Here is a 14,194-nt window from a genome sequence, read left to right on the forward strand (position 1 = left end):
CAGATGTGTATAAGGGACAGCCCCGCGGCTGCCACCGCGCGCGCTCCCGAGCCCGTCGCCGTCGCGGCGCCCCCGCCCGTGAAGGAGGAGGAGGCCCCGAACGTCGCGAAGGGCAACTCCATCGCGGATCGCAGCATCCGCGTGAACGTGGAGGTGCTGGACTCGCTGGGCCTGCTCGCCGGTGACCTGCTTGTGGAGAGCGCCCGCGGCCGGCTGCGCAGCACGGAGACCGCGGCGCTCTTCGAGCGCTTCAGCCGCCTGGGCGACCGCTTCCTGCGGATGTCCGAACAGGTGGACGTGCCGGATGCCGTGCGCTCGGAGCTGGAGCGCGCGGAGGCGGACCTGCACATGCTGCGCGACGACGCGTTCCGCTTCGTGCGCCGCAACGGCGACGGCATCAACACGCTGCACGGCAACCTGGCCCAGTTGGCGGACCACGTGGCCGAGGCGCGCCTGGTGCCACTGGCCACCGTGTTCGACGCGTTCCCGCGCGCGGTGCGCGACATCGCGAAGACGCAGGAGAAGGAAGTGGACCTGGTCATCGAGAACGCCGACATCGGCGTGGACCGGTCCATGCTGGCCGACGTGCGCGACGCGCTGGTGCACCTGTTGCGCAACGCGGTGGATCACGGCCTGGAGTCGCCGGACCTCCGCCAGCAGATGGGCAAGCCCGCCACGGGTCGCATCCGCATCCGGGTGCGCGTGGACGGCGACATGCTCCACATCGAGGTGGAGGACGACGGCCGGGGCATGGACACGGACCGGCTCAAGCAGGTGGCCGTCAACAAGCGGCTGCTGTCGCCGGTGCAGGCCGCGGCGCTGTCGGAGCGCGAGGCCATCGAGCTCATCTTCCGCCCCGGCTTCTCCACCCGCGAGCAGGTCAGCGAGCTGTCCGGCCGCGGCGTGGGCATGGACGTGGTGAAGCGCAAGGTGGAGACGCTGGGCGGTTCGGTGGGCGTCTCGAGCCGTCAGGGCCGTGGCACTACCATCACGCTGCGCCTGCCGCAGTCGCTGGCCCTGATGAAGGTCCTGCTGGTGCGCCTGGGCGACGACGTCTACGGCATGCCCGCCGCGGACGTGGTGGCCGTCATGCGCATCAAGCCCGATGACCGCATGGAGGTCTTCGGGACGCTGGCGGTGCGGCACCGGGGCAAGCCCACGGCGCTCGTGGCGCTGGGGCCGCTTCTGGGCCTCAACGGCGGCAACCGCTTCGACAAGCCACCCGCGGTGGTGGTGCGCCACGGCGACGACTACGCCGCGCTGGTGGTGGACGGCTTCGTGGACGAGCGCGAGGTCGCGGTGAAGCCCTGCGGCGGCGAGTTCCTCAAGGGCGCGCCCTTCATCGCGGGCACGGCGGCGCTGGAGGACGGGCGCATCGCCGTACTGCTGCACGTGCCGGACATCATGACCGAGGTGCGCCGCATGGCCCGCCCCGTCACCCAGGCCCCGGCCAGCCGGCGGCTGCGGGTGCTGCTGGTGGACGACTCGCCCATTGCCCGCGCGACCGAGGGCGCGCTCGTCAAGGCCCTGGGCCACAACGTGGAGGAGGCGCAGGACGGCGAGGAGGCCTACGCGAAGGTGCAGACGAACACGTACGACCTCATCCTCACCGACGTGCAGATGCCCAAGCTGGACGGGTTCTCGCTCACGCGGCGGCTGAAGGCGACGCCCTCCGTGGCGCGCATCCCGGTCATCATCCTGTCGTCGCTCGCGTCGCCGGAGGACAAGCGGCGCGGCCTGGATGCGGGCGCGGACGCGTACCTCGTCAAGGGCGAGCTGGGTGTCGAGATACTGGCGCAGTCCATCGATCGGCTGACCTGAGGAGCGACGGGTGGGTGGGGGCTCAGCGGTGATGGGACTCGCGTTCCGGGTACTCCTCGTGGGGCGGGGCCTGCGCGCGCTGGCGCCCAGGCTCTTCGACGGGGAGTCACTCGTGGCCGTGGGGCCGCCCGAAGCGGACTACGCGAACGTGGAGGACGTCGTGCGGCGTCACTTCCCGGACGTGCTCCTGGTGGACCTGCTCCACTCGGATGCCCTGGGCGCCATCGAGCGCGTCATGGCGACCCGGCCGGTGCCCATCCTCGCGCTGCACCCGGGGGTGCTCACCGGACAGCAGGCCTTCCAGGCCCTGGCCCTGGGGGCGCTGGACGTGATGGACCGGCCCATCACCCCGGGGCCGGAGTTCTGGCACGCGGTGGGCCGCAAGCTGGTGATGCTGTCGCAGGTGAAGGGCGTGCGCCCGTCACCCTCCGTCAGCAGGCCGGTGCCGGAGGGGCCGGCGGCGCCGTTCCCCCTGGTGGCGCTGGCCGCGTCACTGGGCGGCCCGAAGGCCGTGGCGCAGGTGCTGCGGATGATTCCGCGCGGCTTCCCGGCGCCCATCGCCTACTGTCAGCACATCAGCGAGGGCTTCACGGAGGGGCTGGCGCACTGGCTCTCCACGGAGACCGCGCTGCGCGTCGTCGAGGCCACGCATGACGCCTCGATGGTGCCGGGGACGGTGTACATCGCCCCCTCGGGAGGGCACCTGCTGGTGAAGTCGGAGGGCCGTCTGGAACTGGACTCGGGACCTGCCCTGCGGGGCTTTCGCCCCTCGTGTGATATGCTGCTCACTTCGGCGGGGGAGGCTTTCGGACGGCGCTGCATCGGCGTCATCCTCACGGGCATGGGCCGCGACGGCGCCAGGGGTCTGAAGGAGATTCGCGAGCGGGGCGGACGCACCATCGCGCAGGACGAGGCGTCGTGCGTCGTCTACGGCATGCCGCGCGAGGCGGTGCAGTTGGGCGCGGCGCAGCAGGTGCTGCCGCTCGAGCGCATCGGTCCGACGCTCGTGCAGTGGGTGGACGCGTGCTGACCGTGGGCAACAAGGTCCTCCAGCAGCTGGCCGCGCTCCTCCTGGAGCGCGCGGGGCTGAAGATCACCCTGGACGGCTACCACAGCCTGAGGCTCGCGCTGTCCACGCGCATGCCCGTGCTGGGCCTGAGCGACCCTGAGAAGTACATGCAGCGGCTCCTGGGCACCCAGGGCGAGGAGGAGCTGCGCGCGCTCCTGCCCCTGGTGACGGTGGGGCACACGGAGTTCTTCCGCGACGCCAAGCAGTTCCGCGCGCTGGAGCAGAGCGTGCTGCCGGAGCTGCTCGCGCGGGCGCGGCGCGAGATGCGCAAGGTGTCCATCTGGTCCGCGGGCTGCGCCACCGGCGAGGAGCCCTACAGCCTGGCGCTCGTGATGGCGGAGCTGGGCGCGCTCGCGGTGGAGGTGGACCTGTGGGCCACCGACCTGAACCTGGCCGCGGTGGAGGCCGCGCGGCAGGGGCGCTTCACGAACCGTCGCGCGATGGCCATTGGCACGGAGCGGCTGAAGCGCTTCTTCAAGCCGGTGGACGAGGGCTACGAGGCGTCGCCCATCCTTCGCGAGTACATCCGCTTCGACGGGCAGAACCTGGCCGCGCCGGTGTTCGACAAGGTCGCGCCCGCGTCGTTGGATCTCATCCTCTGCCGCAACGTCATCATCTACTTCGACCTGCCCACCATCCGCGGGTTGATGGACCGGTTCCTCACCGCGCTGCGCCCGGGCGGGCTGCTGTTCCTGGGGTACTCGGAGAGCCTGTTCAAGGTCTATGATCGCTTCGAGATGATCGAAGTGGACGGCGCGTTCGTGTACCGGCGGCCGCTGGGAGAGCGCCCCCTGGCTCCGCCGTCCCGCGTCTCCAGCCCGTCGGATGCGACGCCGCGGCCCGGCACCCCGGAGTCCTTCGCGGTGGACATCCGCCAGCGCCTCCAGGCCAATGCCGCGGCCGCCGCGAAGCTGCGGGTGACGGGCGGCTCCGCCCCACGGCCCGCGGACACGTCGCGCCGGCCCACCACCGAGCTGCGCTCCAATGCCAACACTCCGGCCTCGGGACGCACCGGCGAGTTCCCGGCCGCCCGCGCGGAGCCTTCACGCTCGTCGGAAGCGACGGGCCGCGGCGTGACGGAGCGGTCCACGGGCGCCTTCCCGGTGGTGCGGATGAACCCCTCCACGCCCCGCACGGGAGCGGAGGGGTCGCCTTCCCGCGCTGGCGGGGGGCCGGGGCCCGGAGGCTCGTGGCCCCAGCTCCTGCCGCCCGCGGAGCGCCTCAACATGGCGGTGCGCAAGATGACGCAGGGGGATTTCCCCGGCGCCATCGACGGGGTGGAGCGGCTGCTGGTGGACGAGCCGAGCGACCTGGACGCGCTCCTGACGCTGGGCAACCTGTACTCGCTCACCGGGCGCATCACCAACGCGCGGGACACCTTCGCGCAGGCGCTCCAGCGCGAGCCGCTGTGCGTGGAGGCGCGCATCTTCGGAGGCGTGGCGGCGATGCAGGCGGGGAGCCTCGCCGAGGCCCGCTCCGAGCTGGCCAAGGCGCTCTTCCTGGAGCCGACGCTGGCCATCGGCCACTACCTGCTGGCCCAGGTGCAGGAGCGTACGCAGGACTTCGACGCGGCCCGGCGCAGCTACCGCAACGCCGTGGCCCAGCTCAAGTATCCGCAGCGCCCGCTGGCGGGGCACTACCCGGAGATGCTCGATTCGGCGGAGTCCATCTCCCGCGCGGCCCGCTATGCGCTGGCCGCGCTGGAGGAACAGCCGGGCTGATGCGGTCCCCGGCCGGTGCGGCGCTCAGTCCAGGTTGCCCTTGACCTGATCCAGGCTCTTGGACGGATCCAACACGGCGCCGAACTTCTTCTGCAGGTACGACTTGGCCTGGCCCCGCAGGAGCATGCCGGGGTCGGTGCCTTCGCCCGTCACGGTCTTGTCGGTGATGACGAAGCTGGCGTCCAGGTTGATGCCCATCACCTTGCCGGCGAGCTTCGCGCCCTCCTCGCCCGTCCAGTCGGACTTCACGCCGTACTTCGTGCCCCAGTAGTTGAGGAGCTGCTCGACGCGCTTCTTGACCTCGTCCTTGGGAAGGTTGTGGGGGACCTCGAATTTCAACATGCCCATGGCGGTGACTCCTGTCCGGAAAGGTGGCTGTTCCAAGCGGTTTAGTGAGCCCGGGCCGGAAAGGGAACCGCCGTTTTGAGGGGAAGGGCAGGGGATGTCCTCCGGTGGCCTACCGGGCGGGCTTGCTCGGCTCCCCCCAGCGCTCCAGGTACGGGCCCAGGTCGAACTTCTGCGCCGTCCGCAGCGAGCTCATGGGCCGCACCTTCCCGATGATCGCGCGCTCCTGGAAGGGCCGGTCATGCAGCCCCAGGACCCACATGAAGTTGGCGACGCTCGCCGGGTCGCGCCCGTCCACCGCGTAGGTGTCGTTGAGCTTCGCGATGCGCTCCAACGCGTCCTGGGGCGTGGCGCTCCACTCGAGGATCTTCTTCCCCCAGAGCATGCGCAGGTAGTTGTGGATCCGCCCGCGCTCCCGCAGCTCGCGCTGGGACGCGTTCCAGAGCGGATCCGCCGTGCGGCCGTGCTCCAGGTCCTCGAAGGAGTACAGGTGCGGACGCGGATCCTCCTGGTGGCGGGAGAGCGTCTCGCGCGCCCACGGGGGCAGGGACGCCACGGAGCGCTGCTTGGGGCCGGGCGTGTGGAAGCAGTAGTTGAAGCCCAGCTCGCGGCGCACGAGCAGCTCCTCCAGGAACGACTGCACGGCGGGATGTTCGCGGCCCTTCGCCGCGAGGGCCGCGCGCGCCGCTTCGCCCGGGAAGAGGTTGCCCCAGTGGAAGTAGGGCGACAGGTTGGAGTGCTGGCCCAGGCCCGGATCATTCCGCCCCGTCTCGTAGCCCTCCAGCCGCGTCTCCAGGAACGTGCGCAGGACCTTGAGGCCCGCCTTGCGGCCGCCGCGCTCGTCCAGCGGCTTCACGGAATGATCCACCGCGAAGGTGGCCAGCGCGGCGCGCGCCTTCGTCGCGTCGGCCACGGCGAAGTCCGGTTGCAGCGATGCGGCCGGGGCCTTCAGCTTGCGGCGGGGCAGGGTGCGCTCCAGGTACTCCGGCCACAGCTTGCGCAGCTTGGGGCGCAGCGCGTACGCGCCCACCTGGGCCGCGGGGATGCGCTGCATGGGCACCACGCACGACGCGTCCACGGCGATGAGCGGCACGCGCAGCGCCTTCGCCGCGCCGCGCAGGTGGCCCGGGATGATGTACGTGGGGAACAGGTCCGACACGACGGCCGCGGCGCGCCGGCCCAGCTTCGCGATCCGGGGCACGTGTTCCTTCTTCGTGCGCGGCAGCTCCAGCCAGTACGGCAGGCCGCGCGCGGCGCAGCCTCTGGCCATGTCCTCCATGCCCTCCAGCGCCCAGGCGTGGAGCCGCTCCGACGCGTAGGGGTAGTCCGGGCGGAGGGCCTGGTAGACGACGACGGGCAGGCCCAGGTGGTTGCCCAGCGCAAGGGCGGCGTCCAGCGCGTGGTTCTCCTCCGCGCGGTGGTTCACCATGCACCAGTAGAGGACGAAGTCCCGCTGGCCAGAAGGCAGGGGCGCATCGTTCACCACCTGGATGCGGGCGGAGTCGACGTCGAGTTCGGACCACGAGATGCCTTCGGGCATGGGGCCGTGAAGATGCCGCATCCGCGCGCGCGTCGCGGTGGAACTTTCCGCGCGTCGTGCGGTGGACCTCGTGCGTGCACGACTGTCGACTCGGAGGCGGAAATCCGGCATGTGCGCACGGGTTGTGGTTTTCTGCCGACCGGTCGGACCCAAGGAGCCCCCTAAGTGTCACCTCGTCGAACCTGGAACCTCCCTGTCACCGTCCTCGCTGTCGCGCTGATGTTGCCGGGCCTTGCCCAAGCGCAGGCGGGTGGCACGTCCGTGTACCCGGCGCCCCAGCCTCCGCCGCCGCCCGCGCCGCCCATGTACGCGGCGCCGCCCCCGCCGCCGCAGTCCTCGCCTCCGTCCAACGAGGCGTATCCGCCCGCGCAGGCCGCGCCCCCGTCCAACGACGGCTACGCGCAGCCGCCGCCGTCCAGCTACCCGCCGGCGAACCCGAACGACACGTATCCGCCCGCGAAGTCCGCGCCTCCGTCCAACGACGCGTATCCGCCCGCGCAGGCCGCGCCTCCGTCGAACGACGGCTACGCGCAGCCGCCGCCGTCCAGCTACCCGCCGGCGAACCCGAACGACACGTATCCCCCCGCGAATGACGCGCCCCGCGTACCCCCGGATCCGGACCGGCTGCGCACCGAACCGCAGGCCCCGCTGACGGAGGGCCCGTCCGGCGTGCGCCAGGAGTCGACGTCCGACAGCGCGACCGCGTCCGCGGTGCGCCCGCCCCCTCCGGACAACGGCGTGTTCCTGGACGGCCAGCGCCGCCGCGGACCGTTCCTGTCCGGCCCCGGCAGCATGACGTTCGTGATGCACCACACGGCGATGGGCGCGATGGGCGGCTTCTTCACCCAGGCGTTCTCGAAGGAGTTCAGCTTCGACCGCAGTTCGCGCGAGGCGATGCTCGCGGGCACGCTCATTGGCGCGGGCCTGGGCTTCGGTGCCTCCTCGTGGTGGCAGTTCAACAACTGGGTGGATCAGCCCATGGCCAACTTCAGCGTCGGCAACTCGCTGGTGGGCTCCATGTTCTTCGCGGGCTTCATGGACCTGCTCACGCAGGACCCGGGCGTGCTCACCTGGTCCGCGTTCCTGGGCGCGGAGCTGGGCGCGTGGCTGACGGCGGGCATCGGCGGCGGACAGCTCCCCCTCAATGACGGCCTGCTGGTGGCCTCCGGCGCGGGCTGGGCGGCGGCGTACAGCGCGCTGCTGCTCGCCATCGTCCACTTCTCCGGCACGTCCATCTCCGGCAAGACGTGGAAGGACATGCTGCTCATCGCCCCGGGCGTGGGCGCGGGCGCGCTGGCGCTGGCGACCATGCGCTACAACCCGACGCCGTCCCAGATCCTGCGCGCGGACATCTTCGGCGCGGGCGTGGGCGCGGCGGTGCTGCTGCTCTCCGGGCTCGTGCTGGGCGGCTTCAACCAGTCCACGCCCTACGTGTTGTCGTTCCTGGGCTCCGCGGGCGCCATCACCACGGTGAGCCTGCTGTGGGAGGAGAGCGTGGACCGCTCCGCCACGACGGTGCGACGGGGCCATGCCTCCAAGGACCGGCCCTACAAGAACGTCTGGTGGTAGCCGGGCAGGAGGGCGAGCGGCCGGGCGCCATGGCGCGGGGGGAAGGGCGGCATCACCTTCCCTCCAGATATGGCGCGCGTCCTTCCCTTCACGGCCCTCCTGGCCTCGCTGGATCGCTCCCTGGAGGAGCCCGGCGACGCCGCTTCCCGCGGTAACGCGGCCCCTCGGCCCGCGCATGTGCGGCCCCTCCTGGAGGCCGCGAATCCCAGCGCGGAGCTGCGGCGCATGCGGGACGCGGGCACCCTGCTGAAGGATGCCCGCCCCGCGCTCTACGTCGTGGAGCTGCACGGCCCCGCCGGAATGTTCTCCGGCCCACCGGTGCGCTACCTGCTCTGCGCGCTGACGCCGGACGCGGTGCCCCCGCTGGAGCACGACCCGTACCGGCCGCGCGCCTGGGAGGTGGAGCCCGCCGTCACGCTGGTGGCGGACGACCACGGCGCCCTGCGCGCGCTGCTCGCGGAGGCCGCCGAGCGCGGCATCTCCGTCTGGAAGGGCCAGTACGACGGCGCGCCGGTGTCGCTGCTGCGCATCGAGCCGTCCCCGGTGTCCAAGCGCCTGCAGGCGGTGCTGGACGAGGCGCCCATGCGGCCCCTGGCGGCCCTGAGCGACCGGCGGCAGACGCTGGCGGCGGTGGTGCCGCTGTCCGAGCCGGGCCTGGAGCTGTGCCCCATCCACCGCGCGCTCAAGGGCGTGGAGACGTTCCAGGAGGAGACCTTCCTCACGCTGGTGTCCGCCTACGCGCGGGTGACGGAGCTGGATGCGCCCCTCACCACCCCGCAGGGCATGGTGGCGGCGCGCGAGCGGCTGGCCACGCTGGTGCCCGGACAGCACGCGGTGCTGCTGGTGCTGCCGGGAGGGCGGGGCCGCATCCTGCGCTTCCGCCAGGGGCTGGACCTGGCGCACCTGAAGGGCGCGCCCCGCAGCCCCACGCTGAGGAGCCTGGACCTGGCGCTGCTCAACGCGCTGGTGCTGCGCACGGTGCTGGGCATCCAGGAGCCGGAGGCGTCCGGCCACCCCCAGGTCTATCCGGTGCACGGCCTGGAGGCGCTGGTGCAGGGGGTGGAGTCCGGCACGTTCCAGGCGGGCTTCGCGCTCAACCCGCCGCCCGTCTGGGAGGTGCGGGCGGTGATGGAGGCCCAGGCCACGCTGCCGCCGCGCACCCTGCGCGTGGAGCCTCGCGTGCCCGCGGGCCTGCTCTTCCTGGACCCCGAAGTGTGAAAGCCATCCCGTGAGGGCGCTGACCGGAACCCCGCAGGACTGGCCCCGGCAGGTGCGGCTGGAACTGCAGCCGGGGCCCGGGGAGACGCTCGACGCCATCTGCGGCGGGGAGGTGCAGGTCCTCCAGCGGCGCGCGGGCTACCGCTTCACGTTGGACCCCGTGCTGCTGGCGCACTTCGCCGTGTTCGAGGCGGGCGCGCACCGGGGACGGCTGCTCGATTTAGGCACCGGGTGCGGCATCATCCCGCTGGTGCTGGCGCGCAGGCTGGGGCGCACGGACATCACCGCGCTGGAGCTGCAGCCGGGCCTGTTCTCCCTCGCCGAGCGCAACGTGTACCTCAACCGCTGCGAGGGCGCGGTGACGCTGGTGCAGGGTGACCTGCGGCACGTGACGGAGATGTTCCCCGCGAGCAGCTTCGGCCACGTGCTGTGCAATCCGCCCTACCGCGCGCGCACCGCGGGCCAGAGCAACCTGTCCACGGAGAAGGCGATTGCGCGGCATGAGATTGCCTGCGAGCTGCCGGACGTCGTGCGCGCGGCGGCCTACCTCCTGGTCCCCCGGGGCGGGCTGTGCATGGTGTATCCGGCGTCACGCTTCGGTGAGCTCGTGTCGGTGCTGCGCACGCTCCAACTGGAGCCCCGCACGGTGCGCATGGTGCACCCGCGCGCGGACCGGCCCGCGAAGCTGGTGCTGCTGCACGCGGTGAAGGGTGGCCGCACGGACCTGACCGTGCTGCCCCCGCTCGTCGTGCACGCGGAGGATGAACATGCCTTCACCGACGAGGTGAATGCGATGGTGGGCTGAGGCGCGGGATTCCCCCCCTCCGTCCGCGAGGCTTTGGCGGTAACGTCCCGCCGCATGCGCAGGGACCCCCGTCATGTGGTGCGAGTGCGACGCTGCCTGGCGGTCGCCCTGGTGCTCTTCGGCATCCAGGCCCTGGCCCAGACGCAGGCGGACCGGCTGTACGTGGGCTACAGCATCTCCGGCGGCAGCACGTTGGACTCCGGCCGGGCCCGGCTGGATGAACGGCGCCAGTTGGAGCTTCGCGTCCCGCTGCCCCCCGTCGTCCTGGGCCGCACGTACCTGCTGCCCTCGCTGGGCTACGAGACGAAGTGGCTGGGCATGCAGCTGCCCCTGGCCGGCGGTGAAGGGGTGGGGCGCGACGAGGTGGGGCGGCGCTTCCACCGCATCCAACTGGGCCTGACGCTCATCCGTCCCGTGGCGCCGCGCTGGCTGTTCATCGCCGGCGTGATGGGCAGCACCCGCACGGACTTCCAGACGTCCTTCAGCTTCGGCATGGACACGTCGTGGGTGGGCTACGTCATGGCCAGCCACCAACTGGGGGACGAGCCCGGCTTCGCGGTGACGTTCGGCCTGGTCGCGCTGTGGCCCGTGGACTCGCTGCCCGTCATCCCCATCGCCAACGTGTCGTACCGCCGCGGGCCCTACATCCTGGAGGTGGGCCTGCCCCGGCTCACGCTGCTGCGCAAGCTGGGCGACACGGTGGAGCTGGGCGTGGTGGGCGGCTTCGAACAGCAGGCGCTCCGCGCCCGCTTCGATCCGGTGGCGCCGAACCTGGGCGCCCACTACCTGCGCGAGACGCTCGTCCGCGTCGCGCCCACCGTCAACGTCCACCTGGGCCGGGACGTGTGGCTCAGCTCCGCGGTGGGCCTGACGCTCGTCAACAACCTCGCGCTGCTTGATCGCCAGCGCGACAACCTGGACATCCAGGGGCTCGGGGCCGGGCCCGTGCCCTATGCCCGCGTGTTGCTGGGCTGGCGTCCTCCGCCTCCCCGGGCAAGGGCGCGCGCTTCACGCCCCGCGCCCTGAAGGGCCACCGCTCACGGCGTCGCCTGGGCATCCCCGGCCCGGGGCTCCTGGGGCGCGACTGCTTCGACGGGCTCTTGCTCCGCGAGGACGTTGTCGAGGAAGGGCGCAGGGGCCTGGGCCAGGAAGCGCTCCAGGTCGTCCTGGGCCGCCTGCGCCCGGGCGTCCCCTCGCTTCGTGTAGCAGTCCGCCCGCTCCACCAGCAGGGCATGGTTCCAGGGCACGTGGGGCTCCAGCGGCGCCAGTCCTTCCGCGCACAGGGCGGTGCCCCCCACGGCGGCCGCCAGCTGGGCGCGGACCAGCTTCCGGTGGGCGGTGACCGCGCTCGCGGCGAAGGGCTGCGCGAGCGTCGCATAGAGCCGGCGCCCCAGCTCGGGCGAGCGCTGGCCCACCCGGAGTGACGCATCCAGCGCCGCATCCGTGAGTGTCCGGGCCGGCCACGGGTTGGTGCGCAGCGACGTGAACGCGCGCTCGAGGAACGGCACCGCCTGCGCATCCTGTCCCTGGGACTCCAGCAGCAGGCCCTCCAGGAGATCCGCTTCGATGGGGAGGTGGGGCCGCAGGGCCTGGAGCATCCGGGGCGCCTCCGGGCTCCGCAGGGCCACGAGTGCCCGTGTCAGCGCCAGCTGCTCGCGTGGACCCCGGGGGGGGCGCTTCAGCTGCTGCCACAGGGCCAGGGTCAGGGCGTCGTTGCCCGCCTGCGCCGCGTGGACGAAGGCCTGATAGGTCTGGAGCGTCACCGGGATGCGACCGGTCGCGGTGAGCCCCAGCCAGATCCGCAGCTCGTCCACGCGCTCCCAGTCCGCGTTTCCCCCCTCGAAGTGCAGGCGGTCCAGGCGCAGGTTGCGCGCCGTCTGTCGCAGGGTCGCGGCGGAGAAGCCGGTGACCCGGCCCACGTTGCGCGCGAAGGCGAACTCCATGGAGGACAGGTCATCCGTGTTGATCATCTCCGCGCCCCGGGACGCCGCCAGCCGGGCCAGCTCCGCGTTGCCGATGAGGTGCGCCAGCACGCCCTCGAGTTCGTCCGTGCGCCACACCGCGTGCAGCACGCCGCGATAGGGCTCCTGGGCGATGCGCGAGCGCAGCTTCGTCAGGTCGTGCGAGAGCGGCTTGTCGGAGGCGACCAGCAGCAGGTCCCCGGTCTGCAACTGCCAGGTCTCCACGGCCGCGAACTCCGAGGACAGCGTGGCGTAGGCGCTCTGGACGGTGAGGGCGTCCACTTCGTAGGCCTGGAGCCATTGCAGGAACAGGCCCCCTTCGGCCAGCCGCTGCTTCGCCGCCTGGTAGAACTCGCGGGTGAAGAGGCTGGAGATGCCGGCGCGGTAGGGGTTGGAGGGCTCCGAGAAGATGATGTCGTAGCGCTGGCGGGTGGTGAGCAGCACCTCGCGGGCATCACCGATGGAGGTGTGCACCTTCGGGTTGTTCATCACGTTCGCGTTCACGTCATGGCAGCGCCGCGCCACCTCCAGGATGGCGGGTTCGATCTCCACGACGTCCACGCGCTCCATGCCCGGCACCAGCCCCAGCCAGCCGGCGGTGCTGCCCGTGCCCAGGCCGATGACGAGCGAGCTGCGCGGCTCCGGGTGGAGCAGCGCGCCGAGCAGGCCCGACATGACCTGCGTGGGCGCGTCACCAATCGTGTTGCCGTCCACCTTGCCGTTGACGATGAAGCTCAGGCCGTCCTCGTCGGAGAGCGCGACGCTGCTCTCCACGCCCTCGTGCTCCCAGGCGATGCCGGCGCGGCTGGCGGACAGGAACGCGTCGATCTCCTGGATGTCCGGCTCATGCAGGCCGGAGCGGCCCGCGCCCACGCCGGAGTGGCGCCACGCCGCGGTGGGCCCCTGCGCGGTGAGCAGCAGCACGGCGACCGCGGTGGCCACCGCCGGCAGCACCACCGCGCCCCAGCGTCGCTCCCGCTGGAAGGAGAGGAGGGCGGCGCCCAGGCCGAGCGCGGCCAGCAGCCCGGCCACGGCCTGCCACGTCACCGGCGCGGTGAGCAGCGGAATCACCCCGAAGCCGCCCGCGAGCGACCCCACGATGGAGCCTCCGGTGTTCCACGCGTACACCTGGCCCACCTGCCGGCCCGCGTCCTGCCGCCCGCGGCCGATGAGCGCGAGCAGCAGGGGGAACTGCACGCCGGAGATGAACGCCGCGGGCAGCACCACGAGGGAGGTGATGAACGTCCAGCCCAGCGCCATGCCGCCCAGGCCCATGCTCCCCAGGGGGCGCAGGAGCGCGGCGAGGACGGCCATCCGGTCTCCCAGCGCGAAGGGGAGCGCCATCAGCACGGCCTCCGCCGCGCACGTGAAAGCGAAGCCTCCGAGCGTGGCCGGGCGGTGGCGGAAGAACACCGTGTAGGCCGTGCCGCCCAACCCGATGCCCAGCAGCGCCATCGCGAGGATGAGGCCGAACGTGAACGTGGTGCCGCCCAGGAGCGGCCCCAACATGCGGTACCAGACCAGCTCCATCAGCAGGAACGCGAAGCCCACCACGGCGGCGGACACGAGCACGAAGCCCCGGGGCGGCAGCGCGCGGCCGGCATCGACTGGGGGCGCGGGCTCCACGGGGGCTGGCGTCGCGGCGACGGCCGGGGTCTCCTTCGCGCCGTCCGTGGCCCCCTCCATCGACCGGCTCACGGAGCGCGCGATGATGGCCACGAGCGCGTTGAGCAGGCACGCGGACCAGAGCGTGGTGCGGTTGCCCAGGATCTCCAGCAGGAGGAACGTGGAGGCCACCGCGCCCGTGACGGCGCCCAGCGTGTTGATGCCGTAGAGCAGGGCGAGGTCGCGGCGGTGCGGATCCTCGTCGGAGAGCACCGCGCGCGCGGCGGCCGGGAGCGTGCCGCCCATCAGCACCGTGGGCACCGCGAGCACCAGCAGCGACAGCACCAGCCGGACGACGGTGCCCAGGCCCAGGCCCAACACCGGCGTGCCGCCCAGCGCGATGTACACGGCGCGCGTCAGCTCCACGAGGAACGGGCTCAGCGCCGCGCTCGCGGCGATGAGCAGCTCCAGGTTCGCGTAGAAGGCCAGCGGGCGGGCCTGTCGGTCCGCCCGTGCCCCCAGCAGCGCGCTGCCCAGCCC

The 14,194-nt window shown here is 72.3% G+C and carries 10 protein-coding genes; 7 read left to right on the plus strand and 3 right to left on the minus strand.

Going from position 1 to position 14,194, the window contains the following annotated elements; translation table 11 throughout:
• From D7X12_RS30200 to D7X12_RS30210, 3 genes are all read left to right on the plus strand, one after another.
• Positions 1–1,821, plus strand: a 1,821-nt coding sequence (locus D7X12_RS30200) for a hybrid sensor histidine kinase/response regulator (RefSeq protein ID WP_244224866.1), incomplete at its 5' end; no start/stop codon positions are given.
• Positions 1,822–1,852: 31 nt separating this feature from the next.
• Positions 1,853–2,851, plus strand: coding sequence for a chemotaxis protein CheB (locus D7X12_RS30205; RefSeq protein ID WP_120628716.1), 999 nt, complete (start codon positions 1,853–1,855; stop codon positions 2,849–2,851).
• Positions 2,845–4,611, plus strand: coding sequence for a protein-glutamate O-methyltransferase (locus tag D7X12_RS30210; protein WP_120628717.1), 1,767 nt, complete (start codon positions 2,845–2,847; stop codon positions 4,609–4,611). The genes D7X12_RS30205 and D7X12_RS30210 overlap by 7 nt, the downstream gene beginning before the upstream one ends.
• Positions 4,612–4,635: 24 nt before the next feature.
• On the opposite strand, the gene D7X12_RS30215 is transcribed toward D7X12_RS30210, so the two are convergent.
• Together D7X12_RS30215 and D7X12_RS30220 are read right to left on the minus strand one after the other, a co-directional pair.
• Positions 4,636–4,959, minus strand: a complete 324-nt coding sequence (locus tag D7X12_RS30215) for a polyhydroxyalkanoic acid system family protein (protein WP_120613380.1) — start codon at positions 4,957–4,959, stop codon at positions 4,636–4,638.
• A gap of 109 nt (positions 4,960–5,068) precedes the next feature.
• The gene (locus D7X12_RS30220) at positions 5,069–6,496 is read right to left on the minus strand and encodes a deoxyribodipyrimidine photo-lyase (protein ID WP_120628718.1); all 1,428 of its coding nucleotides are present in this window, start codon (positions 6,494–6,496) and stop codon (positions 5,069–5,071) included.
• 165 nt (positions 6,497–6,661) lie between these two features.
• On the opposite strand from D7X12_RS30220, the gene D7X12_RS30225 reads away from it, so the two are divergent.
• The 4 genes from D7X12_RS30225 (at position 6,662) to D7X12_RS30240 (ending at position 11,114) form a co-directional block, all read left to right on the plus strand.
• Positions 6,662–8,065, plus strand: coding sequence for a hypothetical protein (locus D7X12_RS30225; protein WP_244224867.1), 1,404 nt, complete (start codon positions 6,662–6,664; stop codon positions 8,063–8,065).
• Between the two features lie 69 nt (positions 8,066–8,134).
• Positions 8,135–9,283 carry a DUF1015 family protein gene (locus tag D7X12_RS30230; protein ID WP_120628720.1) on the plus strand — a complete coding sequence of 383 codons (1,149 nt, stop codon included), beginning with the start codon at positions 8,135–8,137 and terminating at the stop codon, positions 9,281–9,283.
• Positions 9,284–9,293: 10 nt separating this feature from the next.
• Positions 9,294–10,088 (plus strand): tRNA1(Val) (adenine(37)-N6)-methyltransferase, encoded by a 795-nt coding sequence (locus D7X12_RS30235; RefSeq protein WP_120628721.1) that lies wholly within the window; start codon positions 9,294–9,296, stop codon positions 10,086–10,088.
• Positions 10,089–10,172: 84 nt separating this feature from the next.
• A complete protein-coding gene (locus tag D7X12_RS30240; protein WP_244224868.1) occupies positions 10,173–11,114 on the plus strand; it encodes a hypothetical protein in 942 nt (313 codons plus the stop codon).
• An 11-nt stretch (positions 11,115–11,125) separates the two neighbouring features.
• Here D7X12_RS30240 and D7X12_RS30245 read toward each other — a convergent pair.
• A partial coding sequence (locus tag D7X12_RS30245; RefSeq protein WP_120628723.1) for a fused MFS/spermidine synthase occupies positions 11,126–14,194 on the minus strand: 3,069 nt, incomplete at its 5' end.

The organism is Corallococcus sicarius, from assembly GCF_003611735.1.
GTDB classification, from domain to species: Bacteria; Myxococcota; Myxococcia; order Myxococcales; family Myxococcaceae; genus Corallococcus; species Corallococcus sicarius.